A 24,305-nucleotide genomic window follows, 5' to 3' on the forward strand; every position below is an offset into this window, starting at 1 on the left:
CGGCAATGGCCCAGTTCTTCATCCATCGCCCGGTCTTCGCCTGGGTGATCGCGCTCTTCATCGCCGTGCTCGGCGGTGTTGCCGTCACGCAGCTGCCCATCAACCAATACCCGCCGGTGGCGCCGCCGTCCATCGTGCTGTCGGTCGTCTACCCCGGCGCCAGCGCCCGCACGCTGGAGGACGCCGTCATCGCGCCCATCGAGCGCGAGATGAACGGCTCGCCCGGCCTGCTCTACATGGAGGCCGTGGCCCAGTCGGACGGCAGCGGCTCCATCACCCTGTCCTACGACCCCGCCATCAGCCCCGACCTGGCCCAGGTGGACGTGCAAAACCGCCTGGCCCGTGCCACGCCGCGCCTGCCGTCCAGCGTGGTGCAGCAGGGCGTGCGGGTAGACAAGGCCAACCCCAATTTCCTGCTCTTCATCATCTTGTCGAGCGACACCGGCTCGCGCGACGTGTTCGAGCTGGGCGACTACACGGCCCGCAACGTGCTGCCCGAGATCCAGCGCGTGCCGGGCGTGGGCCAGGCCAATTTGTTTGGCGCCGAGCGCGCGATGCGCATCTGGCTGGACCCAGCCAAGCTCGTGGGCTACCGGCTCTCGCCGGCCGACGTGAACGAGGCGATCCGGGCGCAGAACGCCCAGGTCGATTCGGGCACGCTGGGTGACCTGCCCAATGTCGATGCCCAGCGGCTCTACGCCACCGTGGTGGTGCGCGGGCAGCTCAGCACGGTCGAGCAGTTCGGCGGCATCGTGCTGCGCGCCAATCCCGACGGCTCGGCCGTGCGCCTGCGCGACGTGGCCCGCATCGAGCTGGGCGCCCAGAGCTATGCCGGCCGCACCACGCGCATCAATGGCAAGGCCTCGGTCGGCATCGGCGTCTTGCCCGCGCCGGGCGCCAATGCCCTGGCCACGGCCAAGCTGCTCAAGCAGCGTGTCGAGGAGCTGCGCCCCTACTTCCCCGAGGGCGTGAAGGCCACCATCCCCTACGACAGCTCGCTCTTCATTGATCTGTCGATCTCGCAGGTCGTCGAGACGCTGCTGGAAGCGGTGCTGCTGGTCTTCCTGGTGATGTACCTGTTCCTGCAGAACATCCGCTACACGCTGATCCCCACCCTCGTCGTGCCCGTGGCCCTGCTGGGTAGCTTTGCCACGCTGCTGGCGCTGGGCTTCTCGATCAATGTGCTGACCATGTTCGGCATGGTGCTGGTGATCGGCATCGTGGTGGACGACGCCATCGTGGTGGTCGAGAACGTCGAGCGCGTGATGAGCACCGAGGGCCTGCCGCCCTTGGCCGCCACGCGCAAGGCCATGGGCCAGATCTCCGGCGCCATCGTCGGCGTGACGGTGGTGCTGATCTCGGTCTTCGTGCCGCTGGCCTTCTTTGGCGGTGCCATCGGCAACATCTACCGGCAGTTTGCGGCCGTGATGGTGAGCAGCGTTGCCTTCTCGGCCTTCATGGCGCTGACGCTCACGCCGGCGCTGTGCGCCACGCTGCTCAAGCCCGTGGCGGCCGGCCACCACCTGGAAAAGCGCGGCTTCTTCGGCCGCTTCAACCGGGGCTTTGGGCGCCTGGCCGCGCGCTACGAGGGCTGGGTGGGCACGCTGGTGCAGCACACCGGCCGCGCGGCCATCGTCTACCTGGCGGTGATTGTTGCGGCGTCTTGGGTCTTCCTGCGCCTGCCCACCTCCTTCGTGCCGAACGAGGACCAGGGCAACATCCTCGTCAATGTGCAGTTGCCGCCCGGCGCGGCGCAGCAGCGCACGCTGGCGGTGATGCAGCAGGTCGAGGACTTCATGCTCAAGCAGCCTGAGGTCGAGAACATGATCAGCGTGGTCGGCTTCAGCTTTGCCGGCTCGGGGCAGAACGCGGCGCTGGGCTTCGTCAGCCTCAAGCACTGGAACGAGCGCAAGGGCGACGAGCACAGCGCACAGGCGCTGGTGGCACGGTCCTTCCCGGCGCTGTCCAAGATCCGCGACGCGGTGATCTTCCCGGTCAGCCCGCCGCCCATCCGCGACCTGGGGCGCGCCAATGGCTTTGCCTTCCGGCTGCAGGACCGCGGCGACCACTCGCGCGCCGAGCTGCTGGCCGCGCGCGGCCAGTTGCTGGCGGCCGCGGCCAAGAGCCCGCTGCTGGCTGCCGTGCGGCCCGACGGCCTGGAAGACGCCTCGCAACTGCAGCTCGACATCGACCGCGAGAAGGCCCTGGCCCAGGGCGTGTCCATCGCCGCGCTCAATGCGGTGCTGGGCACCTCGCTCGGTTCCAGCTATGTGGGAGACTTCCCCAACGCCGGCCGCATGCAGCGTGTGGTCGTGCAAGCCGAGGCCGAGGCGCGCATGCGGCCCGAGGACCTGCTGCAGCTCCATGTGCTGAACGGCGCCGGCCAGCCCGTGCCGCTGGCCAGCTTTGCCAGCACGCGCTGGGTGACCGGCCCGGTGCAAACCATCCGCTACAACGGCTACCCGGCCATCCGCATCGCGGGCGAGCCTGCCAAGGGCGTGAGCACCGGCGCCGCCATGGCCGAGATGGAACGCATCGCCGCCGAGCTGCCGCCCGGCTTTGCCTACGAGTGGACGGGCATCTCGCGCGAGGAAAAGCTGTCGGGCTCCACGGCGGTGATCCTGTTCGGCTTCTCGCTGCTGTCGGTCTTCCTGTGCCTCGCGGCGCTGTACGAGAGCTGGTCCATCCCGCTCGCCGTGCTGCTGGTGGTGCCGCTCGGCGTGCTCGGGGTCGTGCTGGGCGCTGACCTGCGCGGGCTGGAGAACGACGTCTACTTCAAGGTCGGCATGATCACCATCATCGGCCTCGCGGCCAAGAACGCGGTGCTGATCATCGAGTTCGCCAAGGAGTTGCATGCGCGCGGCCATGGCCTTGTCGAGTCCGTGCGCGAGGCGGCGCATTTGCGCTTCAGGCCCATCCTGATGACCTCGCTGGCCTTCATGCTCGGGGTCATGCCCCTGGTGCTGGCCAGTGGCGCGGGCTCGGCCAGCCAGCGCGCCATCGGCACCGGCGTGCTCGGCGGCATGCTGACGGCCACGATGCTCGCGGTGCTGCTGGTGCCGGTGTTCTTTGTCGTCACGCGGCGCCTGTTCCCGGGCAGCGAGCGGCAACGGCGCTTTGATGCGCACGAGCCCGATGCCGAGACCACTGGAGCAGCCCACCCAGCAGCCCCCACCCGCGAAGGAGACGCCTGATGCGCCGCCCCGCCCTGCTCTTGTTGCCGGCCTTGCTGCTGACTGCCTGCGCGCTCGGCCCCGGCGCCGAGCCCCGCCACACCAGCGCCCAAGAGGCCCTGCCCGCCGCCCTGCCGGCCGCCCAGATTGGCAAGCCCCCGCAGGCCGCCACACCCGGCCTGCCTTGGGCCCAGGCCTTCCAGGGCGCGCGCCTGCCTGCGCTGATCCAGCTGGCGCTGCAAAACAACCGCGACCTGCGCATTGCGGCCCTCAATGTCGAGAGCGCCCGTGCCGTGGCAGCCGCGCGCGGCGCCGACCTCTGGCCCACGGTCAACGCCGGCCTCACCGGCTCACGCCAGCCCACGGCCAGCGGCGGCATCAGCAGCCTCTACACCGCCGGCCTGCAGGTCAGCGGCTACGAGCTCGACGTCTTCGGCCGCCTGCGCGGCCTCGACGCTGCCGCTGCGGCCCAGGTGCTGGCCTCCAGCAGCGCTCAGCAAGCGGTGCGCACCAGCCTGATCGCCAGCGTCGTCAATGCCGAGATCGCGCTGCAGAGCGATGCCGCGCTGCGCCGCATCAGCCAGGACACCCTGACCGGCCGCGAGGCCTCGCTGCGCCTCACGCGCCAGCGCTTTGAGCGCGGCGTGGCCAGCGAGCTGGACCTGCGCGCCGCCGAGTCCCTGCTGGAAGCCGCGCGCGTGGCCCTGGCCCAGGTGCGACGCCAGCAGGCGCTCGACGAGAACGCCCTGGTGCTGCTGGTCGGCAGCGCCCTGCCGACCGACCTGCCTCCCCCCTTGGGCCGGCTCGAAGACCTGGCCCCGCTGACCGAGCTGCCCGCCGGCATCGACAGCAGCGTGCTGCAGCGCCGCCCCGACCTGCGCCAGCTCGAAGCCCAGCTCCAGGCCGCCGACGCCAACATCGACGCCGCCCGCGCCGCCTTCTACCCGCGCATCACCCTCACCGGCAGCGTGGGCCGCGCCAGCGGCGACCTCTCCGACCTCTTCAAGCACTCGGCCTGGAGCTTTGCGCCCCAGCTGGTGATGCCGCTCTTTGACGCCGGCCGCAACCGCGCCAATCTGGCCCAGGTGCGCGCCGCCCGCGAGACCGCGCTGGCCCAGTACGAAAAGGGCATCCAGACCGCCTTCCGCGAGGTCGCCGACGCCCTGGCCGCCCGCGGCCTGCTGGCCGAGCAGCGTGAGGCCCAGCTCGCCCAGCTCAGCGCCGAGCGCCGTCGCACCACCCTGGCCCAGGCGCGCTTTGACGCCGGCATCACCAACTCGCTCGACCTGCTCGACGCCCAGCGCTCCACCTTTGCCGCCGAGCAGGCGCTGGTGCAGACGCAAAGCGTGCAGGCGCAGAACCTGGTGGGCTTGTGGCGGGCACTGGGGGGTGACGGCGGCGATGCCGGGGCACCACCCAGCCGGCCGTAGCCAGGTTTACAGCAGGCCGCTGAACCACGCGTTGGCGCGCGCCGTCTGCGCGGCGGCGTCCCAGCGCCCGGCGCTGGCCTGTGCATGCTCGGCCGCCGCCTGCCAGCCCGCCTCGGTGCCCCAGCAGCGCAGCACAGCGGCCCAGTCTTCAACCGCCTGAGCATCCACCCGCGCCAGGCCGTTTGCGGCCCGGCGCAGCGCAAGCACCTGGCTGCCTGGCTGCGCGATCTCGGGCAGGGCGCCGCTGTCTGACACCAAGGCCGGGATGCCATTGGCCAGCGCCTCGGCGGCCACGCGGCCGGCGGCCTCTTCCACCAGCGAGGGCACGAGCACGGCACGTGTGAGGGCCAGCAGCTCGCGCACCGGCACGCCGCCGGGCGAGAGCGTGACGTTCGTCAGCGCCGCAGCGTCCAGCCCAATGGCGCGGGCCTGCGCGGCCACCGCCGCCGGCCCGGCGCGCCCCCCCACGATGAGAAAGGGCAGCTCGGGCAAGGCAGCCGCCAGGCGCAGCACCAGCTCGGCGCCTTTGGCCGCCTCCGGGTTGAAGAAGGTGAAGAACACCGGGTCATGCCGGGAGACGGCGGTGTCGGCCGGCCACATCGGAGGCAGCAAGGTGCCAAAGGGCTGTGCCGAGACGCCGCGATACCGGGCCGCCAGCCAGTCCGAGGGCATGAGCAGGGCGTCATGCACCGGGAGCGGCCGTTGCAGATAGGCCAGGTTGTGCAGGGCCAGCACGACGCGGCTGCCTGCGGCGCGTGCGGCCTGGGCCAGGCGGTGGTCGCGCTGTTCGGCGCCGTAGCTGAGGTAGACCTGGGGCGCAAGCTCCTGCAGCAACTGCAGGATGCGGGCATCGAAGGCATCACCCACCTGCTCGGCCCACTGCTGGCGGGTGCCAGCGGGCAACTCCCAGAGCTCGACCTGGAGGCCGTCGTCGTCGATCAGCCAGCGTGGGGGCCACCCAGCCTTGCCAGCCGGCAGCGCTGTGCGGCACACGGCCGGCCAGCGCGCGCCCTCGGGCGGCAGGCCCAACTGCCCCGACTCGGTGGCCGAGGTGCACAAGGCGTGCACGGCCCATCCGGCCGCAGCCAGTTGGTAGACCAACAGGCGTGTGGAGACAGCAGCGCCGCTGCTCAGGTCATACAGCGATTGCGGCAGCGCCAGCAACAGCCGGCGCTTTGCCGGCGCCGAGCTGCTCTTCAAGCCAGCCCTGGATTCAGGCGCGACCGCCATCCTGACTGCGATAGCGCGTCGCGAGGAAGGCCAGCCCCAGGCCCATCAAGAGCCAGGTGGTGGGCTCGGGGACCGGCGCCGAGACCAGGCCGAGCGGGCCGTCGTAGGTGTAGTTGGCGTCGACGTGGGTGATGTCGATGGAGTGGTCCGGCACGGTCAGCGTGACCGAGCGGTAGGGCGTCACACGTTGGTTGTAGGTCTCGGAGTAATAGCGCTCATTCCACGGGGCGTTCGCGGTGCCGCTGAGCACCACACCCCAGTAGATCGGGGCGGCGGGGTCTTCGGGCAGGTAGTAGATGGGGTCGGTCAGGAGGACGCCATGCACGTGGTAAGTGCCGCCTTCGGACTCCCAGCCACTGGCGCTGCCGCTGCCGAACGAGAACCCGTTGGTGTTGTTCAGGTTGTTGTCCGACAACGTGGCGCCCAGCCTCCACGAGCCGCCAACGTCCGGCAGGGTCACCGTGAAGTCCACGGTGATGGCCAAGCGGTCGCCCACGGCCGCTGGGCTGGTCAGGGTCCCCGACCAGACCAGGGCGATGCCGCGGTCCTCATACCAAGAGCAGCCGGTGTAGGGGTCGGTGTAGCAGTTGTGGGCCAGGAACTGACCAGGGCTCGCGGTGGCGGTGCCGAAGAGCTTGGTCGAGCCATCCGGGTTGGCCTGCACCTGCGCTGCGCCGGTGGGCTGGCCCCGCCAGTCAGCGAAATAGCCCGAGGAGTTGTAGAAATAAGCGCCGCTGCGGTCCACGGTGAGATTGCCGGTATCCAGCGTCACGGCCTCAGCCGACTGCATGGCCAGCGGCGCCAGCGCCAGCGTGGCCAGGGCGGTTGATTCGAGCGCTTGCCGCGCGCGGGCGATGAGGTCTGGCTGGATGTTCATGGTGCGAGCCTGGAAGGTTGGCGTGAGCGTGCAACGATTGTGGTGAGCGTCGATGCGCACCACCACCACCCGCCCACGGGGTTTTGAATGAGCCTTTTGGGCGCGGGACCTATTCGCACCTGGCCGGCGCGCAGTCAGCGCCTGCTTAGCCAGGCGCCGCGCCGCCCAGAATCTGTTCGAGATTGCGCGCCAGGCTGGTCAGCTGCAGGGGCTTGGTCCAGTAGGCGGTAAAGCCCTGGGCCAGCGCGCGGTTGACGTCATCAGGCATGGCGTCGGCCGACACGGCGACGGCGGGCACCTGCTGCAAGCCGAGCTCGCGGCGCAGGCGCTCGAGCAGGCCAAAGCCGTCCATGTCGGGGAGCTGCAGGTCGAGCAGCAGCAGGTCGGGGCGCTGCTGGGCGGCGCTGCGCAGGGCCGAGGCGCCGTCGGGCGCGATGTGCAGCGCGATCGAGGGCATGGCGGCCAGCGCGGCTTCCATCAGCAGGGCATTGACGGTGTTGTCCTCGACGTAGAGCACCTGCCAGGGCCGGTCACGCTGCACCTGGACGGCCGCACCGGGCGCTGCCGCGGTGTCGCCGGTGGGAGCGGGCGTGCCGGTCGAGACGCGCAGCCGCAGGCTGAAGCAGGTGCCTTGGCCCAAAACGCTCGTCACGTCGAGCGCGCCGCCCATGGCTTCGGCCAGGCCACGGGCGATGACCAGGCCCAGACCCGCACCTTCGACGCGGGTCTGCTCGGCGCCGACGCGGTTGAAGGGCTGGAACAGCTGCGCCAATGATTCAGCTGACATGCCAACGCCGGTGTCACGCACGTCGATCACGGCATGTGGGCCGTCGAGCCGCACGGCCACGTCGATGCGGCCGGCCATGTGGTTGTACTTGACGGCGTTGGAGAGCAAGTTGATCAGCACCTGCCGCACGCGGCTGGCATCGCCCTCAACGACGAGGTCCTCGGGGCAGTCCAGCGCGATGTCGATGGCGCGCACGCGGCTCAGCGGCTCCAGCAGGGCCACGACCTGGTCGAGCAGGGCGCGGAGCAGCAGCGGCCGCAAGGACAGCTGCAGCCGGCCGGTTTCGATGCGCGAGATGTCGAGCACCTCGTCGATAAGGCTGAGCAGTTGGTAGCCGGAGGACTCGATGATGCCGAGGCGGCGGTGTTGCTCGGCGTCGAGCGTGGTGCCTTGCTCGCTGAGCAGGTGGGCAAAGCCAATGATGGCGTTGAGCGGTGTGCGCAGCTCATGGCTGACGCGGGCCAGGAATTCGGTCTTGGCACGCGTGGCGAGTTCGGCAGCATCACGCTCGCTGGCGGCCTTCTCGACCTCGCGCTGGTGCGTCACGTCCTCGACCATGCCGTACCAGACGACGCGCTGCGGCTCGCGCTGGGGCTGGGCGCGCAGGGTGTGGATGCGCCAGGGCCCGTCTGCATCGACACGCGCGCGGAACTCGGCATGCCACAGCGTCAGGTTCTGGGCCGAGGCGTCACGCGCGCCCAGCACGGCCTGGCGGTCATCGGGGTGGATGTGGTCGAGCCAGGGCATGTCGGCGCTGTGCACGCGCAGCGGCGCCACGCCGTACAGCGTCAACAAGCCGGCGCTGGCATAGGGCAGATGCCCACGCCCGTCGGATTCCAGCGCGTACTCGAACAGGGCTTGCGGCGCGGAGTCGGCGGCGCGTTGCACCCGCAGCAGCGCGGCTTCGATGCGCAGGCGCTCGCGCATGGGGGACAGCACCAGCTGGATCCATGCGGCTGCGCCTTCGCCGCAAAGGGCGGCCGACGCCAGTGCATGCAAGCTACCCTGACTGCCCTGCAGCTCCAGCGTCAGCTCCTGCAGGCGCCCGCGCTGGCTCACCGTGGGCACGAGGTGGGTGTGGTACAGCACGCGGCCGGCCGGGCTGAGGAATTGATCGACCGGCTGGTTGCGCGCCTGGGCGGCGTCAATGCCCAGCCACTCAGCCAGGCAAGCGTTGAGGGCCCGAACCTGGCCGGTCAGGTCCACATGCAAGACGCCGACAGGCAGCCCGTCGAGCTCAGGCACCAGATCGCGCATCCAGCACCTCCTCCAGGATCTGCAGGATCAGGTGCGGATGGCTGATGTGCGGGCAGTGCCCCGACACCGCCAGCTCGATCAGGCGCGATTGCGGCAGGTGCGCCGCCAGCCAGCGCCCCACCGCCGCAGGGGCGATGCTGTCGCGCAGGCATTGCACCAGCAGGGTGGGCACGCTCAGGCGCTGCAACTCCTCACGCACATCCACCAGGAAAACGAGCCGGGCAAAGTGCTGGGCCACGCTGGGCTCCAGCGAACACAGGCCCTCCTCGAACTGCTGGGTGAGGGCCAGAGGGCTCCCCTCGCCGATGGCCTTGGGAGCGAGGAACTGCGCCCAGCCGAAGTGGTTGGACTGCATCAGCTGGAACAGGGCGTCGAGGTCCGAGCGTTCGAACCCGCCCAGGTAGTCGGGCGGATGGTTCACAAAGCAGGGCGAGGCCGACAGCGCCACGATGCGCTCAAACCGCGCGGGCTGCTGCAAGGCCGCGAGCATGGCGATGATGCTGCCGATGGAGTGGCCCACGCAGAGCACCCGCTCCAGCCCGGCCTGGTCGAGGATGTCGATCAGGTCCTGGGCATAGCCTTGCAGGCTGGCATGCCGGCGCACGTCCCAGGCAGCGAGCGCTGCACCGCAGCCAGCATGGTCGTAGGTCAGGGTCTGGGCGCGCGACTCCAGCGCGGGCGCCACGAAGCGCCAGATGGTCTGGTCGGTGCCAAACCCGTGCAAGAACAGCAGCGTGACCTCGCCCTGGCCCTGCCGCGTCACCTGGTGTCGCGCGAGCATGTTCGCTGGCATCTGCACTCCCATACAGGGCATCCCACGCGCGACGCGCCCGGCGTTGGGCCCGTCACGGTCGCCCCGCCCCCCACTCGGCGCAGGCGCTCACGTCACTCAATCACAAGCTTAGGTTGATTTGTGCGCCGCCACAATTGATTGGGCTCAACACAACGTTGGCAGGTCTGCGTCAGCCTGCTGCGGCGATCTGTGGCATCGAGCTCTCAGATCGCCAGCGGGTCCACATCCACCGCCCAGCGCAGCACGCCCTTGTGCTGGCGCTTGAGCAGCAGCAGCTCGGGCAGCCACTCGCGCAGGAAGGCCTGCAGCCGGGCGCGCTGGCTGGCTTCGACGAGCATCTGCATGCGCTCGACATTGGCGACGCGCGCGATGGGATGAGGCACGGGCGGGTAGACAAAGCGGTCGTCAGCGCCGCTGATGGCCTCGGCGGCTTGCGCGGCGGCCTTGAGAAAGTCGCGCGCCGCCTGCTCGGTGCGGGCTTCGGCGCGCAGCAGGGCCAGGTGGGAGAAAGGCGGCAGATGGGCGGTCTTGCGCTCGTCGAGCTGGCTGCGCGCGAAGGCCTCGTAGTCATGCCTGGCCAGGGCCTGGTAGACGGCGTTGTCGCGATGCCAGGTCTGGACCCACATCTCGGCTTCGCTGCCGCCGGCGGCGTCCCGGCCGGCACGCCCGGCGGCTTGCATCAGCAGGGCAAAAAGCCGCTCGGGGGCGCGGAAGTCGCTGCTGAACAGCGCGCCATCGGGGTTGACGGCGGCCACGAAGCGGATGCGCCGGAAGTCGTGCCCCTTGGTGACCATCTGGGTGCCGACGAGGATGTCCACGTCGCCGTCGTGCACGGTCTGGAGCTGGGCTTCGAGCTCGCCCTTGAGGCGGGTGGAGTCGGCGTCGATGCGCAGGATGCGCGCAGTGGGCAGCGCCTCTTGCAATTGCTCTTCGAGCTTCTCGGTGCCCCGGCCCAGGGGCGCGATGTCGGCATTGCCGCAGCTGGGGCAGTGGCGGGGCACGCGCTCTGTGAAGCCGCAGTGGTGGCAGCGCAGCGTGCGGTCGCGCTTGTGGAAGACGCGCCAGGCACTGCAGTGCGGGCAGTCGCTCTTCCACTGGCACTCGCCGCAATGCAGCACGGGCGCGTAGCCGCGACGGTTGAGAAAGACCAGGCTTTGCTCGCCACGCGCCAGGCGCTCCTGCAGCGCAGCGAGCAGCGGCGCCGTGAGCGCGGTGGTGACGCCAGCCTGGGGCGGCAGGGCCTTCATGTCGAAGAGGCGCACGCGCGGCAGCAGGCTGCCGCCCACGCGGCCCGGCAGGTTGAGGCGCACATAGCGCCCCGTCTCGGCCTGCTGCCAGCTTTCCAGCGAAGGCGTCGCGGAGCCCAGCACGATGGGGATGCGCAGGCCGTGCGCGCGCCAGACAGCGAGGTCGCGGGCCGAATAGCGGGCGCCGTCCTGCTGCTTGTAGGAGGGGTCGTGCTCTTCGTCCACCACGATGAGGCCCAGCTCAGGCATCGAGGCAAACACGGCCAGCCGCGTGCCCAGCACCAGCCGTGCCTGGCCCGTGTGCGCCGCCAGCCACGAGGCCATGCGCTGCGCCGGCGTGAGCGCGCTGTGCAGCGAGACGATGGCATGCTGCGCGGGCAGCAGATGGGCAAAGCGGGCGGTGAAGCGGGCTTCGAGCTGCGGGGTGAGGTTGATCTCGGGCACGAGCACCAGCACCTGGCGGCCGGCTGCCAGTGCAGCCTCGGCGGCGCGCAGATAGACCTCGGTCTTGCCGCTGCCCGTCACGCCAAAGAGCAGGCGCGGCTTGGGGTTGGCGTGATGCAGCTGGGCGCAGAGGTCATCGACCGCGCGTTGCTGGTCGGGGCTGAGGTCGGGCAGGACGGGGGGTGGGGGTGCTGCTGCAGGCGCTTCCACCTGCGCGGGCTTGCGGGCGGATTTGCGTGCGGGCTTGGGCGGTTTGGGCGCGAGGCGCTTGAGCCGCCGGGCAAGCTGCGCGGGGGTGTCGTCGCGCAGCGCGGGGGGCAGCACGGCCAGCGCCAGTTCGCCCTGGCCGCGTTGGTAGTAGCTGGCCGCAAAGGCGACGAGGCGGCGCCAGCCGTCGTCCAGCGGGGCCAGGCCCTCGAAGTGGTCTAGCACGGGCTTGAGCGCGGCGGCGGTGGGGGTGTCGTCGCCTTCGGGTGCGTCCCACACCAGGCCCAGCACCTCGCGCTTGCCGAGCGGCACACGCACCAGGCTGCCGGGGGCGAGCGCCCGCTCACTCAGGTAGTCAAGCGGCCCGCCAAGGCCGCTGTGCTGAGGCGTCTCCACCAGCACCGACACCCGCCCGGAGGCGGCCGGCGTTGAATCAATCGCCTGCGCGCTCATGCTTCAGCGTCACTTCCAGAAAGCTCGCCAAATCCATGATTCAGAAAGACTTTCCAGTTGCTCACAATTCCTGTGGATAACTTTGTGAAAATCTGCGCCATGGACGCCAAGGCCGGCTTGGCCCTCGCGCTGGACGAAATCGGCTTGCGCCGACGCGAATGACAGTGAATCAAGCACTTAGCGGACTTTTCGGGTAAGTCCTAGGTGCGGTTCTCAAATTTCCCGGCGCGGCGCTCGCTAGCACAAATTTGGGGATAACTCGAAGCCGCTGTCCTTATTTCACGCCTTGACGCAGGCGCCGCGAGTGGGTGTGAACCTCGTCCACCAGGTGCTCCACATGCTCGGGCGGCGTCTGCTGCGCGATGCCATGGCCGAGGTTGAAGATGTGGCCATCCCAGCCGCCATCGGCCCGCTGCGGCGGGCCAAAGCTGTCGAGCACGGCGCGCGCCTGGGCGCGCACGGCCTCGGGTGGCGCAAAGAGCACATTGGGGTCGAGATTGCCCTGCAAGGCCACCTTGTGGCCCACGCGGGCGCGAGCGGTGCCGAGGTTCATGGTCCAGTCCAGGCCGATCACATCGGCACCGGCGTCGGCCAGTTCATCGAGCCACAGGCCACCGCCCTTGGTGAACAAGATGCGCGGGATGCGCACGCCCTCATGCTCGGTCTTGACCGCCGCCAGCACCTGGCGCGAATAGGCGAGGCTGAAGGCCTGGAAGGCCCCGTCGGCCAGCACACCGCCCCAGGAGTCGAAGACCATCACCGCCTGGGCGCCGGCCTCGATCTGGGCGTTGAGATAGGCCGCCACGGCACGCGCGTTGATCTCGAGGATGCGGTGCATCAGGTCGGGCCGCGAGTACATCAGGCTCTTGACCAGGCGGTAGTCGTCCGAGCCACCGCCCTCGACCATGTAGCAGGCCAGGGTCCAGGGGCTGCCGGAAAAGCCGATCAAGGGCACGCGGCCGTTCAGGGCCTTGCGGATGGACGTGACCGCATCGAACACGTAGCGCAGCTTGTCCATGTCGGGCACGGCAAGCTGGGCAACTGCGGCTTCATCGCGCACCACGCGCTCAAACTTCGGGCCCTCGCCCTGCTGGAAGGAGAGGCCCAGGCCCATGGCATCGGGCACGGTGAGGATGTCGCTGAACAGGATGGCCGCGTCGAGCGGGTAGCGCTCCAGCGGCTGCAGCGTGACCTCGGTGGCGTAGTCGGTATTGGTGGCCAGGCCCATGAAGCTGCCGGCCTTGGCGCGTGTGGCGCGGTACTCGGGCAGGTAGCGCCCGGCTTGGCGCATCAGCCACAGGGGCGTGTGGTCGGTCGGCTGGCGCAGGCAGGCGCGCAGGAAGTTGTCGTTCTGGAGCGGTGCAAACATCCGGCGATTATCCGGGGCCCCACCTCGCCACGCCCTGATTCAGGTCATGCCGGTCCTGCTGGGCGGCATGACTTCAGCCGGCAGATTCGAGGCTCAACGACTGCCGGCCGACCCAGGTCTCGCCTGCGGGCAACTCCACCGGGATGCCGACGCTCGCGGCCTCCACGCACAGCATGTGGCGCCAGCCATCGGCGGGCATGTCGGCCAGCTTGGCGCAGCGCTCGGGGCCGGGGTTCCAGACCACGGCATCGTCAAAGCCCTGGCTGGTGATCAGGACACGGCGCACGCGGCCATTGAGGCGGTGCTCACTGAGCAGCAGCGGCTCTTTGGCCTGGAAGTAGATGCGGTCCAGGTCGACGACGCCGGACTCGCCCGGCAGCAGCAGTTCGACGCGCTGGCGCTCGTCGCGCTGCGCGATCGAGTCCCAATAGCGCAGGCCCGAAAGGCCCGCGAGGCTGGTGGCATTGAGGTCGGCCACGCGCAGGTAGGTGTGCAGCGCGGCGGTGAAACTGAGCGGCGCTTCACCGGTGTTGGTGCAGGCCAGCTCCAGGTCGAGGACCTGGCCGGCCAGGCGGACCGTCAGTTCCAGCTCGAAGTGGCGCGCCCAGGCGCCGACATCGGCCGTGGCGCCATCGAGTGCCAGCACGGCCATGGCGTCGTCTCGGCTCACATCCTGACTGACCAGACGCCAGGCCTGGTTGCGGGCGAAGCCATGCTTGGGCAACGGGCCACGCTCGGCAAACTGCGGGAAGCACACGGGCACGCCGCCCCGGATGGCCTTGCCCGGCGCGAACTCGCTGCGCGGTGACAGGTAGAGCTGCTCGGGCGCGCCAGCGGGCACCCAGGAGAGCACGTGAGCGCCATGCAGCGCGATCTCGGCCTGCGCGCCATCGGGCGACTTGAGCAGGATGCGGTCGGTCATGGCGGATCAGCTTTCTGGGAACGCGAGGGACATGAGGGCGAAGTCGTCACGGTGCGGCAGCGCGGGGTCGATGCGTCGCAGCGCGGCGAAGACTTCATCGGGCGTGGGGCCACGGCCGGCGTGCAGGCAGGCGATGGTGGCCTCGAAGTCGTCGAGCGACCAGGGCTGGCCGCCGCGCGGGCTGACCGCGAAGGCCCCCGCATTGAAGGCGTAAAGCCGCGTGCCGGCTTGCACGCGCAGGGCGCCGGCGCCGGCCGCGAGTTGCTCACGCAGGCTGGCACAGGTGCCGCTGTTTTCCAGCCGGTGCATTTCGCCGTCAGGCGTGCGCAGCAGTGCGGGTGGGGCGTCAAAGCCGGCCCAAGTCAGCGTGCGCGTGCGCTCGTCCACCACCGCGCACCACAGCAAGGGCGGGCCCGCAGGGTCGCCATGGTCGAGCGCGAGGGCAGATTGCCAAGCGACGAGCAGGTCCGACGCCACCAGCATGGACTCGCCGGCATTGAAGGCGCGATGCAACCAGCTGACCGTGATCTCGGCGGTGGAGACGCTCTCGCGCCCCTGCATCACATAGACGGCCCAGCGCTCATCGGCCAGCTGGAAGCAGCCCACCGCCGCGCCACGCGCCGGCTCGGCGGGGTGCAGGCTGGTGAGCAGGTCGAAGGACTGGGGCTCGTCGCTGTGGCTGGTCGTCAGCGGCAGCGGTTGCGTGTCGGCCAGGCTGCGGTCCCCGGCCGGCGCGATCCGCTCGTGACGGAAACGGTGCGACCCGAGCTTGAGCACCGCGCCAGGCGGCAAGTCAACACTGCCCTGGATGCGGCGGCCATTGACGAAACTGCCGTTGGTGGATTTGAAGTCGGTGTAGCGCAGCTCACCATCAGCCAGCGCCTCCAGCCGACCATGGATGCCCGACACCATCAGGTCGGCCAGCACCAGATCGGCCGAGGCACGCCGGCCGATGATGAAGGGCGGGCCCAGCGGGATGTCGACGCGTCGCCCGGCCTGGGTGCCGTCGAGTTCGACCAGCACATGGCCGCTGCTGGGCGGGGGCGGGACGGCGTCCGTCAGCACGGGCGGAGCCGTTGGCGCAGCGGGTACCGGACCCGCCGCAGAAGGACCAAGCGCGGCCTTGGCCGCGCTCTTGGATGCTGCTTTGGTGCGACCTGGCTTGGGCCTGTCGTGTTCCATCGCAGCTTCGGGGTCGTGTGGAGAGTGCCTCGGTCCGCTTACTTCTTGCGGAACTTGCGCAGCGCCGCGATCTGCGCGGCCAGGCCGATCAGCTCGTTCTGGATCGCTGCCTGGTCGAGCTTGTCCTTGGCATTGCGCAGCGCTTCCTCAGCCAGACGCTTGGCCTCGGTCGCCTTGGCCTCGTCGAGGTCATGGCCACGGATGGCGGTGTCGGCCAGCACGGTGACGCGATGCGGCTGCACTTCCAGGATGCCGCCGGCGACGAAGACGAACTCCTCTTCACCGTTGTCAGCACGCTCGATGCGCACGGCGCCCGGCTTGATGCGGGTGATCAAGGGCGTGTGCTGCGGCAGGATGCCCAGCTCGCCGGACTCGCCAGGCAGGGCGACGAACTTGGCCTCGCCGGAGAAGATCTGCTCTTCGGCGGAGACGACGTCGACGTGAATGGTTGCCATGCTCGTACTTTCCTTAGCGAACAAGAAGGTTCAAGAAGCAAGCAGACGGTGGGCTGGCTAGGCGCCGCGCGGAGGTGGACTCGCGTCCACCGAGCACGGCAACAACGCCAGCGCGCCGTATGCGCCGCTTATTGAATCTTCTTGGCTTTCTCGAAGGCTTCGTCGATCGTGCCGACCATGTAGAAGGCCTGCTCGGGGAGGCTGTCGCACTCGCCGTTGACGATCATCTTGAAGCCGCGGATGGTTTCCTTCAGCGGCACGTACTTGCCAGGCGTGCCGGTGAACACTTCAGCAACGTGGAAGGGCTGCGACAGGAAGCGCTGGATCTTGCGGGCGCGAGCCACGGCCAGCTTGTCTTCCGGCGACAGTTCGTCCATGCCCAGAATCGCGATGATGTCGCGCAGTTCCTTGTAGCGCTGCAGCACGGCCTGAACGGCGCGGGTAGTGCTGTAGTGCTCTTCGCCGACCACGTTGGGGTCGATCTGGCGCGAGGTCGAGTCGAGCGGGTCCACGGCGGGGTAGATACCCAGAGCCGCGATGTCACGCGACAGCACGACGGTGGCGTCCAAGTGGGCGAAGGTCGTGGCAGGCGAGGGGTCGGTCAAGTCATCGGCAGGCACGTAGACGGCCTGGATGGACGTGATGGAGCCGACCTTGGTCGAGGTGATGCGCTCTTGCAGACGGCCCATTTCTTCGGCTAGCGTCGGCTGGTAGCCCACGGCGGAAGGCATGCGGCCCAGCAGTGCGGACACTTCGGTACCGGCCAGGGTGTAGCGGTAGATGTTGTCCACGAAGAACAGCACGTCACGGCCTTCGTCACGGAAGGACTCGGCGATGGTCAGGCCGGTCAGTGCAACGCGCAGACGGTTGCCCGGGGGCTCGTTCATCTGGCCGTAAACCATGGACACCTTGGACTCGGCCAGGTTGTCCTGCTTCACGACGCCGGAGTCCGACATCTCGTGATAGAAGTCGTTGCCCTCACGGGTACGCTCACCCACGCCGGCAAACACGGACAGACCCGAGTGCGCCTTGGCGATGTTGTTGATGAGCTCCATCATGTTCACGGTCTTGCCCACGCCGGCGCCACCGAACAGACCCACCTTGCCGCCCTTGGCGAACGGGCAGATCAGGTCGATCACCTTGATGCCGGTTTCGAGCAAGTCTTGCGAAGGCGAGAGCTCGTCGTACGCGGGGGCCGCGCGGTGGATGGAGGCGGTCAGTTCGGCAGAGACCGGGCCGCGCTCGTCGATGGGGTTGCCCAGCACGTCCATGATGCGGCCGAGGGTCGCCTTGCCGACGGGCACCTTGATGGTGTCGCCGGTGTTGAAGACTTCGGTGCCGCGGCGCAGGCCGTCGGACGAGCCCAGCGCGATGGTGCGGACGATGCCGTCGCCCAACTGCTGCTGGACTTCCAGCGTCAGGGCCGAGCCCTCCATCTTGAGGGCGTCGTACACCTTGGGCATGCGGTCGCGCGGGAATTCCACGTCCACGACGGCGCCGATGCACTGAACGATCTTGCCAACTGCTTGCGTGTTAGACATTTGTGCGTTCCTTCAATTTCCAAATCTTTGCGTGCCGAAACTTGATCAACCCACCGCAGCGGCGCCACTGACGATCTCGGAGAGTTCCTTCGTGATCGCGGCCTGACGGGTCTTGTTGTAGACCAGCTTGAGTTCTTTGATGAGGTTGCCGGCGTTGTCGGTGGCGGACTTCATGGCCACCATGCGGGCAGACTGCTCGCTGGCCATGTTCTCTGCCACGGCCTGGTAGACCAGGGCCTCGGTGTAGCGCAACAGCAGCTCGTCAATGACGGTGGCGGCGTCGGGCTCGTAGATGTAATCCCACGAGTGGGCCGGCTTGGGCTCGGTGCTGTTGCTGGCCAGGTCTGCAGCCTTGAGCGGCAGCAGCTGGTGCACCGTCACCTCTTGCTTCATCGTGTTGATGAACTTGGTGTAGCAGAGGTAGACGGCCGAGAGCTTGCCCGCGGCATAGGCGTCGAGCAGCACCTTGACGGGGCCGATCAGGGCCTCGATGTGCGGCTGGTCACCGAGCTGGGTGGCCTGAGCCACCACACGTGCGCCGATACGGTTCATGAAGCCGAGGCCCTTGCCACCGATGGCCACCACTTCAGCCTTCTGGCCCGCGCCCTCCAGCTCCTTGAGCTTTTGGGTCGCTGCACGCAGCAGGTTGGTGTTGAGGCCGCCGCACAGGCCCTTGTCGGTGGTGACGACGACCATGCCGGTCGTGGTGGCCGACTCGTTCTTCACCAGGAAGGGGTGGCGGTACTCGGGGTTGGCCTTGGCCAGTTCCGCCGCGATATTGCCGACCTTCTCAGCGTAGGGGCGAGCCGCGCGCATCCGGTCCTGCGCCTTGCGCATCTTGGACGCGGCGACCATTTCCATCGCCTTGGTGATCTTCTTGGTGTTCTCGACCGACTTGATCTTGCCGCGGATTTCCTTGCTTGATGCCATAAAGGCTCCTCGTCAGTTGGAGACCGGGCAAGCCCGATCTCGCAAGGGTCCGTGGTTAAGCGAAGCTCTTCTTGAAGGAAGCGATCGCGGCGTTGAGTTCGGCTTCAGCGTCCTTGTCCATCGCCTTGTCGTTCTCGAGCTTGGCGATGAGGGCTGCGTGGCTGGTCTTGAGGTGCTGGTGCAGACCGTGCTCGAAGGCCAGAACCTTCTTGACGTCGATGTCGTCCAGGAAGCCCTTGTTGGCGGCGTAGATCGAGGCGCCCATCAGGCTGATCGACAGCGGCTGGTACTGGGCCTGCTTGAGCAGTTCGGTCACGCGGGCACCACGGTCCAACTGCTTGCGGGTGGCAGCGTCGAGGTCGGAGGCAAACTGCGCGAAAGCAGCCAGCTCACGGTACTGGGCCAGGTCGGTACGGATACCGCCGGACAGCGACTTCACCAGCTTGGTCTGGGCAGCACCACCGACGCGCGACACCGAGATACCGGCGTTGATGGCGGGGCGGATACCGGCGTTGAACAGGTTGGTTTCCAGGAAGATCTGGCCGTCGGTGATCGAGATCACATTGGTCGGCACGAAGGCGGACACGTCACCGGCTTGGGTTTCGATGATCGGCAGCGCGGTCAGCGAGCCGGTCTTGCCCTTGACCTCACCCTTGGTGAAGGCTTCGACGTAGTCGGCATTCACGCGGGCAGCGCGCTCGAGCAGGCGGCTGTGGAGATAGAACACGTCGCCAGGGAAGGCTTCGCGGCCCGGCGGGCGGCGCAGCAGCAGCGAGACCTGACGGTAGGCCACGGCCTGCTTGGACAGGTCGTCATAGACGATCAGCGCGTCTTGGCCGCGGTCGCGGAAGTACTCGCCCATGGTGCAGCCCGAGTAGGCCGACACGTATTGCATGGCGGCGGACTCGGAAGCCGAGGCGGCCACGACGATGGTGTATTCCAGGGCGCCGGCTTGTTCCAGAGCACGCACCACGTTCTTGATCGACGAGGCCTTCTGGCCAATCGCGACGTAAACGCAGGTCATGTTCTGACCCTTCTGGTTGATGATCGCGTCGATAGCGACGGCCGTCTTGCCGGTCTGGCGGTCACCAATGATCAGCTCGCGCTGGCCACGGCCGACGGGCACCATGGTGTCAATACACTTCAGACCGGTCTGGACAGGCTGGTCCACCGATTGACGTGCGATCACGCCCGGGGCGACCTTCTCGATCACGTCCGTCATCTTGGCGTTGATCGGGCCCTTGCCGTCGATCGGCTGGCCGAGGGCGTTCACGACGCGGCCGATCAGCTCGGGGCCGACCGGCACTTCCAGAATGCGGCCCGTGCACTTGACGGTGTCGCCTTCGGAGATGTGCTCGTAGGCGCCCAGCACCACGGCACCCACCGAGTCACGCTCGAGGTTCAGCGCGAGACCGAAGGTCTGCGTGCCGTCCGCAGCAGGCGGGAATTCGAGCATTTCGCCCTGCATCACATCGGACAGGCCGTGGACGCGGACGATGCCGTCGGAAACGGACACGACGGTGCCCTGATTGCGGATGTCCGTGCTGCCACCAAGACCCTCGATGCGGCTCTTGATCAGTTCGGAAATTTCAGCGGGATTGAGTTGCATGCTGGGTCTCCGGTCCTCGGCTGGCGCGCTGCGCGCAGTCGGGGCGAGTGAAGGGAATTCGTCGTCTGGCCTGAACTTAGGCGGTCAGGGCCACTTTCATGCGTTCGAGGCGGGCCTTGACCGAGGTGTCGAGCACCTCGTCGCCAACCACCACGCGCACACCGCCGATCAAGCCTGGCTCCAGCTGGACATGGGCGTCCAGCTTGCGGCCAAAGCGCTTCTCGAGCGTGGCCTTGAGGTCGGCCAGTTGCTCGGCCGAGATCTCGAAGGCGCTGAAGATCTGCGCGTCAGACACGCCCGAGGCCGCATTGGCCAGGGCGTGGTACTGGGCGACGATGGTGGGCAGCGCAGCGAGCCGACCGTTCTCGATCACGGTGAGCAGAAAGTTCTGCACGCCCGGCGCGAGCGAGGTCTTGGCGGCTGCCGCCATCACGTCGAACACCTGTTGGGCGCTCGCCTTGGGGTGATCTGCGAACTGGCGCAGCTCGGCGTCCTGCGCCACCTGGGCCAGCGCGTCGAGCTGCTGACCCCAAGCGGCCAGATCTTGGCCCTTGGCCACCTGGAACAGGGCTTCAGCGTAGGGGCGGGCGATGGTGGCGATCTCGGCCATTTACAGCTCCGTCTTCAGGCGCGAAAGCAGCTCGGCGTGGACGCCGGCGTTGACTTCACGCTGCAGGATCTGTTCAGCACCCTTGACGGCCAGCGCAGCGACCTGCTCGCGCAGCGCTTCGCGGGCACGGCCCACTTGCTGCTCGGCATCGGCCTTGGCGGCGGCGACGATCTTGGCGCCTTCTTCCTCGGCCTTCTTCTTGGCCTCTTCGACGATCGCGGCGGCGCGCTTCTCGGCATCGCCGATCAGCTTGCCCGACTCGGCCTTGGTGGCGGCGAGTTCCTTGGCAATCTGGGCTTCGGCGCCCTTGAGTTCGGCCTTGGCCTTGTCAGCGGCGGACAGGCCTTCGCGGATCTTCTCGGCGCGCTCATCGAGCGCCTTGACGATGGGCGGCCACACAAACTTCATCGTGAACCCGACCAAGAGCAGGAACACGATCATCTGAACGATGAGCGATGCGTTAATAAACACCTGGGTGCCTCACAAAGTTCGAGTGCTTGAAGCCGCCCCCAGGATTCCGAGGGCGGGGCGGCGACGTCGAATTACTTGGCGGCCAACTGGGCGATCTGGCCCAAGAAGGGGTTGGCAGTGGCGAACCACAGGGCGATACCCAGACCAATAATGAACGCAGCGTCAATCAGACCGGCCAGCAGGAACATCTTGGTTTGCAGTTCGTTCATCAGCTCAGGCTGGCGAGCGGCGGATTCGAGGTACTTGCTGCCCATGATGCCGATGCCGATACAGGCACCGAAGGCACCCAGACCAATGATCAGACCAGCGGCGAGAGCAACAAAGCTAATGACTTCCACGATGACTCCTTTGAGGGGACGAGAGAAAAAGGGTTGAGGGAAAACTGCTTGGGGAAAACGGGGCTGCGATCAGTGGGCGTCGTGCGCTTGACCGATGTAGACCAGGGTCAACATCATGAACACGAAGGCCTGCAGCGTGATGATGATCAGGTGGAACGCGGCCCAGATGAAGCCTGCGATCACATGGCCCGCAGCCAGCAGCACGCCGCCCACGGGGCCGACGCTGGCCCAGGCGCCGCCCATCAGGGCGATCAGCAGGAAGATCAGTTCGCCGGCATACATATTGCCGAACAACCGCATGCCGTGCGAAACCGTCTTGGCAACGAACTCGACCATCTGCATGGCGAAGTTGATGGGGTAGAGCGCGACCTTGTCGCCGAAGGGGGCTGACACCAGTTCATGCGCCCAGCCGCCAGCACCCTTCATCTTGACGTTGTAGATCAGGCAGGTGATCAGCACGCCGATCGACAGGCCCATGGCCATGGACAGGTCGGCCGTGGGCACCACGCGCAGGTAGGCGTGGTGGTCGCCTGTGATGTTCTGCCAAGCCCAGGGCAGCAGATCGACCGGCAGCAGGTCCATCGCGTTCATCAGGAAGATCCAGACGAAGACGGTCAGAGCCAGCGGGGCGACGAGCTTGCGGCTGTTGGCGTTGTGGACGATGCCCTTGGCCTGGTCGGCGACGATCTCGACGAGGATTTCGACGGCAGCTTGAAAACGACCGGGGACGCCCGACGTGGCCGACTTGGCGGCGCGCCAGAGGAAGAAGCACCCCAGCACGCCAAGCAGCACACTGAAGAAGATGGAGTCGAGATTGACGTACGAGAAGTCGACGATGTCGATCTGCTTGCCGTTCTGCGCGTGCTTCAGATGGTGAATGATGTAGTCACCAGAGCTGGGCAATGCTGCTTCGTGGCCTTCTGCTGCCATGTTTCGATCTGCCTCGTGTTGTCCGTCAGCGGCTGCGCCAGAGCAGCGCCAGCCAATTCACTTTGATGCACACCGCAAGCGTGACCAGCAATGCAGGCCAACTCAGACCCGGCACCACCTTTGGCGCCAGCGCCAGCATCGCGATGGATGCACCAATCTTCAAAAATTCCCAGGCCATGAACCTGGCAGTTGCTGTAACCGCCGAATTCACGGGCTTTGTCATGCCGCGAGCCAGTAGCAGGCCGGGCGCCACCACAGCAACCATGCCGTAGAGCGCTGACCAGAAGATGACGCCCGAAGCCGTCACACCGCCGATCACAGCCGCCACACCCAAGCCCACCGCCGCCTGCCACCCGAGCACACGCCAGGGCGACAACATCGGCAACCGTGCCTTGAGCTCGCGCGCTTCACGCTCGCTCAGAGCCCGGACCGGCTCCTCCTGCTCTTCATCCCAGTCAGCCGCCGCGATCGCGCGAGGCTTGGGGGAGGAAGGCGCCGAAGACAGCCGAATTTGGGTCATGAGGGCCTACACCGAAATGACGCGATGCGCCATCGACAAAGCCACTCATTATATGTGACTAGTCACCCCCTAGGGAAGACGCTGAGTCGCGTGGTGCCTTCGCGGCCGGGAGATCAAGCCCGGACGAGGTTCGCAGGCAGCCCGGGCACATCGACCCGGAAAGTCAGTACGCGCCCGGCCCATGGCTCGCGCGCCAGCTCGTCGGCGGGGCGCTTCTCCCGGGCGGTGGTGACATAGACGGTGCGCAGGTCGTCGGCACCAAAGGTGGGCATGGTGGCGCAGGTGACCGGCAGCGAGACCCGCTGGAGCACGTCGCCGGTTGGCGACAGACGCACCAGCGCGCCGCCCTCGAAGAGCGCAGACCAGTACGCGCCCTCGGCGTCCACGGCCGCACCGTCCGGCCGGCCGCCATAGGGCTGCCCCGGCACCTTGGCCGGGAACTCGGCGAAGACCTGGGCGGCTCCGCTGGCGCCGGTCGCAGGGTCGAAGTCGGCGGTGTAGACGCGGTGCAGCTTGGTGTCAGACCAATACTGCCGCCGGCCGTCAGGGCTCCAGGCGAGGCCATTGCTCACATGCAGGCCGCCGACGCGCGCCTCGAAGCGTTGACCGGTCCAGACATAAAGCACAGCCTCGGGCTCACGGGCGTCGGACAAGCTGCCCACCCAAAGACGCCCATCGGGGCCAACCTTGCCGTCATTGAGCCGCAGCCGGGCCGGGTCATAGGGCGGCGGGGCCAGCCGGGTGAGCGCACCGTCAATGAAACGGAACAGCCCGTCGCGCCGGGTGACCAGCAGGCCGCCGTCGGCATGGGCGGCCACGCAACTGGGCTCCGAATCCTGGGGCCAGCGCTCAGGCTCGCTCTGGCCGGCACGCCAGCGCAGGATCTCGCGGCCTGGGATGTCGACGCAATAAAAGGCGGCCTCCAGCGGATGCCACAGCGGGGACTCGCCGAGCAGGCAGGCGTGCTCGCCGAGAGGGCGGATATCGGTCATAGGCTGACGAAGCGCGAGAGCGACTCGGGGCCGAGCTCGGCCTTGAGGTAGTGCGCACCCGGGATGGGATTGAAGTAGTACGGCGGGATCTCGACGAACCCGAGCGCCTCGTAGAGGCCCCGAGCGGCCTCCATGTCGTCGAGGGTGTCGAGCAGCATGGTCGAGTAGCCGGCCTCGGTGGCGCGGTCGAGCAGGGCCTCGGCGATCAGGCGGCCCAGGCCGAAGCGGCGAAAGGCAGGGCGCACATAGAGCCGCTTCATCTCGCAGGCGTCGGGGTAGTCGGAATCGGGCAAGGGCCTGAAGGCGCCGCTGCCCGCGACCGCGCCGTCCACCAGCGCCAGCAGCATCAGGCCGCCCGGTGCGGCGTACTCCTGCGGCAGCTCAGCGAGTTCCCGGTCGAACTGCTGGAAGCACAGGTCCACGTTCAAGGTGCCCGCGTACTCACGCAGGATCTCGCGCGCGGCCTCCCAGTCCTCGGGGTTTGCGGGCTGAATGAGCTCGACAGCAGGGCCAGACATAGCGGGCGGCAGTGTACGAG

General features: G+C 68.0%; 21 protein-coding genes. 2 read left to right on the forward strand and 19 right to left on the reverse strand.

The annotated features are described in order from the left end of the window. Nucleotides 1–5: 5 nt before the first annotated feature. Nucleotides 6–3,194 (forward strand): efflux RND transporter permease subunit, encoded by a 3,189-nt coding sequence (locus ABDJ85_RS01320; protein ID WP_347702921.1) that lies wholly within the window; start codon nt 6–8, stop codon nt 3,192–3,194. Further along, entirely contained in the window at nt 3,194–4,603 is a 1,410-nt protein-coding gene (locus ABDJ85_RS01325) for an efflux transporter outer membrane subunit (RefSeq protein ID WP_347702922.1), read from the forward strand. The genes ABDJ85_RS01320 and ABDJ85_RS01325 overlap by 1 nt, the downstream gene beginning before the upstream one ends. A 6-nt stretch (nt 4,604–4,609) precedes the next feature. Here the strand turns inward: ABDJ85_RS01325 and ABDJ85_RS01330 are convergent, their stop codons facing one another. The 19 genes from ABDJ85_RS01330 to ABDJ85_RS01420 form a co-directional block, all read right to left on the reverse strand. Continuing rightward, nucleotides 4,610–5,803 (reverse strand): glycosyltransferase, encoded by a 1,194-nt coding sequence (locus ABDJ85_RS01330; RefSeq protein ID WP_347702923.1) that lies wholly within the window; start codon nt 5,801–5,803, stop codon nt 4,610–4,612. Nucleotides 5,804–5,816: 13 nt separating this feature from the next. Continuing rightward, nucleotides 5,817–6,710 (reverse strand): PEP-CTERM sorting domain-containing protein, encoded by an 894-nt coding sequence (locus ABDJ85_RS01335; RefSeq protein WP_347702924.1) that lies wholly within the window; start codon nt 6,708–6,710, stop codon nt 5,817–5,819. A 145-nt stretch (nt 6,711–6,855) separates the two neighbouring features. Next, complete coding sequence (locus ABDJ85_RS01340; protein WP_347702925.1) at nt 6,856–8,754, reverse strand: PAS domain-containing hybrid sensor histidine kinase/response regulator; 1,899 nt, start codon at nt 8,752–8,754, stop codon at nt 6,856–6,858. Next, nucleotides 8,735–9,535 (reverse strand): alpha/beta fold hydrolase, encoded by an 801-nt coding sequence (locus tag ABDJ85_RS01345; protein WP_347702926.1) that lies wholly within the window; start codon nt 9,533–9,535, stop codon nt 8,735–8,737. Before ABDJ85_RS01345 ends, ABDJ85_RS01340 begins: the two co-directional genes overlap by 20 nt. Before the next feature lie 215 nt (nt 9,536–9,750). Continuing rightward, nucleotides 9,751–11,898 (reverse strand): primosomal protein N', encoded by a 2,148-nt coding sequence (locus ABDJ85_RS01350; protein WP_347702927.1) that lies wholly within the window; start codon nt 11,896–11,898, stop codon nt 9,751–9,753. A 274-nt stretch (nt 11,899–12,172) separates the two neighbouring features. Continuing rightward, complete coding sequence (gene hemE, locus ABDJ85_RS01355) at nt 12,173–13,267, reverse strand: uroporphyrinogen decarboxylase (RefSeq protein WP_347702928.1); 1,095 nt, start codon at nt 13,265–13,267, stop codon at nt 12,173–12,175. 73 nt (nt 13,268–13,340) lie between these two features. Continuing rightward, nucleotides 13,341–14,189 (reverse strand): D-hexose-6-phosphate mutarotase, encoded by an 849-nt coding sequence (locus tag ABDJ85_RS01360; RefSeq protein ID WP_347702929.1) that lies wholly within the window; start codon nt 14,187–14,189, stop codon nt 13,341–13,343. Nucleotides 14,190–14,195: 6 nt separating this feature from the next. Beyond that, nucleotides 14,196–15,254 (reverse strand): FHA domain-containing protein, encoded by a 1,059-nt coding sequence (locus tag ABDJ85_RS01365; RefSeq protein ID WP_347702930.1) that lies wholly within the window; start codon nt 15,252–15,254, stop codon nt 14,196–14,198. A 155-nt stretch (nt 15,255–15,409) separates the two neighbouring features. Then, nucleotides 15,410–15,826 carry a F0F1 ATP synthase subunit epsilon gene (locus tag ABDJ85_RS01370; RefSeq protein ID WP_347702931.1) on the reverse strand — a complete coding sequence of 139 codons (417 nt, stop codon included), beginning with the start codon at nt 15,824–15,826 and terminating at the stop codon, nt 15,410–15,412. Between the two features lie 128 nt (nt 15,827–15,954). Next, nucleotides 15,955–17,367: a F0F1 ATP synthase subunit beta gene (gene atpD, locus ABDJ85_RS01375; RefSeq protein ID WP_347702932.1), complete on the reverse strand. Its 1,413-nt coding sequence runs from the start codon at nt 17,365–17,367 to the stop codon at nt 15,955–15,957. 45 nt (nt 17,368–17,412) lie between these two features. Then, nucleotides 17,413–18,297 (reverse strand): F0F1 ATP synthase subunit gamma, encoded by an 885-nt coding sequence (atpG, locus tag ABDJ85_RS01380; protein WP_347702933.1) that lies wholly within the window; start codon nt 18,295–18,297, stop codon nt 17,413–17,415. 55 nt (nt 18,298–18,352) lie between these two features. Then, complete coding sequence (gene atpA, locus ABDJ85_RS01385) at nt 18,353–19,906, reverse strand: F0F1 ATP synthase subunit alpha (RefSeq protein ID WP_347702934.1); 1,554 nt, start codon at nt 19,904–19,906, stop codon at nt 18,353–18,355. 76 nt (nt 19,907–19,982) lie between these two features. Next, the gene (locus ABDJ85_RS01390) at nt 19,983–20,516 is read right to left on the reverse strand and encodes a F0F1 ATP synthase subunit delta (protein ID WP_347702935.1); all 534 of its coding nucleotides are present in this window, start codon (nt 20,514–20,516) and stop codon (nt 19,983–19,985) included. Continuing rightward, nucleotides 20,517–20,987, reverse strand: a complete 471-nt coding sequence (locus ABDJ85_RS01395) for a F0F1 ATP synthase subunit B (RefSeq protein WP_347702936.1) — start codon at nt 20,985–20,987, stop codon at nt 20,517–20,519. Nucleotides 20,988–21,058: 71 nt separating this feature from the next. Next, nucleotides 21,059–21,325, reverse strand: coding sequence for a F0F1 ATP synthase subunit C (gene atpE, locus ABDJ85_RS01400; protein WP_430765506.1), 267 nt, complete (start codon nt 21,323–21,325; stop codon nt 21,059–21,061). A gap of 69 nt (nt 21,326–21,394) precedes the next feature. After that, nucleotides 21,395–22,255: a F0F1 ATP synthase subunit A gene (gene atpB / locus ABDJ85_RS01405; RefSeq protein WP_347702937.1), complete on the reverse strand. Its 861-nt coding sequence runs from the start codon at nt 22,253–22,255 to the stop codon at nt 21,395–21,397. A gap of 25 nt (nt 22,256–22,280) precedes the next feature. After that, nucleotides 22,281–22,775, reverse strand: coding sequence for an ATP synthase subunit I (locus tag ABDJ85_RS01410; protein WP_347702938.1), 495 nt, complete (start codon nt 22,773–22,775; stop codon nt 22,281–22,283). A gap of 113 nt (nt 22,776–22,888) precedes the next feature. Further along, nucleotides 22,889–23,767, reverse strand: a complete 879-nt coding sequence (locus ABDJ85_RS01415; RefSeq protein WP_347702939.1) for an SMP-30/gluconolactonase/LRE family protein — start codon at nt 23,765–23,767, stop codon at nt 22,889–22,891. Continuing rightward, nucleotides 23,764–24,285 (reverse strand): GNAT family N-acetyltransferase, encoded by a 522-nt coding sequence (locus tag ABDJ85_RS01420; protein WP_347702940.1) that lies wholly within the window; start codon nt 24,283–24,285, stop codon nt 23,764–23,766. Before ABDJ85_RS01420 ends, ABDJ85_RS01415 begins: the two co-directional genes overlap by 4 nt. Between the last annotated feature and the right edge of the window lie 20 nt (nt 24,286–24,305).

It is taken from the genome of Roseateles paludis, assembly GCF_039872745.1.
Lineage (GTDB): Bacteria > Pseudomonadota > Gammaproteobacteria > Burkholderiales > Burkholderiaceae_C > Pelomonas > Pelomonas paludis.

Bases quoted from the DNA above. Each gene is read 5' to 3' on its own strand.
- atpG (WP_347702933.1), bottom strand. From the start codon at position 18,297: ATGGCATCAAGCAAGGAAATCCGCGGCAAGATCAAGTCGGTCGAGAAC.
- ABDJ85_RS01420 (WP_347702940.1), bottom strand. From the start codon at position 24,285: ATGTCTGGCCCTGCTGTCGAGCTCATTCAGCCCGCAAACCCCGAGGAC.
- atpA (WP_347702934.1), bottom strand. From the start codon at position 19,906: ATGCAACTCAATCCCGCTGAAATTTCCGAACTGATCAAGAGCCGCATC.
- ABDJ85_RS01335 (WP_347702924.1), bottom strand. From the start codon at position 6,710: ATGAACATCCAGCCAGACCTCATCGCCCGCGCGCGGCAAGCGCTCGAA.
- ABDJ85_RS01325 (WP_347702922.1), top strand. From the start codon at position 3,194: ATGCGCCGCCCCGCCCTGCTCTTGTTGCCGGCCTTGCTGCTGACTGCC.
- ABDJ85_RS01415 (WP_347702939.1), bottom strand. From the start codon at position 23,767: ATGACCGATATCCGCCCTCTCGGCGAGCACGCCTGCCTGCTCGGCGAG.
- ABDJ85_RS01390 (WP_347702935.1), bottom strand. From the start codon at position 20,516: ATGGCCGAGATCGCCACCATCGCCCGCCCCTACGCTGAAGCCCTGTTC.
- ABDJ85_RS01360 (WP_347702929.1), bottom strand. From the start codon at position 14,189: ATGACCGACCGCATCCTGCTCAAGTCGCCCGATGGCGCGCAGGCCGAG.
- atpB (WP_347702937.1), bottom strand. From the start codon at position 22,255: ATGGCAGCAGAAGGCCACGAAGCAGCATTGCCCAGCTCTGGTGACTAC.
- atpD (WP_347702932.1), bottom strand. From the start codon at position 17,367: ATGTCTAACACGCAAGCAGTTGGCAAGATCGTTCAGTGCATCGGCGCC.
- ABDJ85_RS01370 (WP_347702931.1), bottom strand. From the start codon at position 15,826: ATGGCAACCATTCACGTCGACGTCGTCTCCGCCGAAGAGCAGATCTTC.
- ABDJ85_RS01320 (WP_347702921.1), top strand. From the start codon at position 6: ATGGCCCAGTTCTTCATCCATCGCCCGGTCTTCGCCTGGGTGATCGCG.
- ABDJ85_RS01350 (WP_347702927.1), bottom strand. From the start codon at position 11,898: ATGAGCGCGCAGGCGATTGATTCAACGCCGGCCGCCTCCGGGCGGGTG.
- ABDJ85_RS01410 (WP_347702938.1), bottom strand. From the start codon at position 22,775: ATGACCCAAATTCGGCTGTCTTCGGCGCCTTCCTCCCCCAAGCCTCGC.
- hemE (WP_347702928.1), bottom strand. From the start codon at position 13,267: ATGTTTGCACCGCTCCAGAACGACAACTTCCTGCGCGCCTGCCTGCGC.
- ABDJ85_RS01345 (WP_347702926.1), bottom strand. From the start codon at position 9,535: ATGCTCGCGCGACACCAGGTGACGCGGCAGGGCCAGGGCGAGGTCACG.
- ABDJ85_RS01340 (WP_347702925.1), bottom strand. From the start codon at position 8,754: ATGCGCGATCTGGTGCCTGAGCTCGACGGGCTGCCTGTCGGCGTCTTG.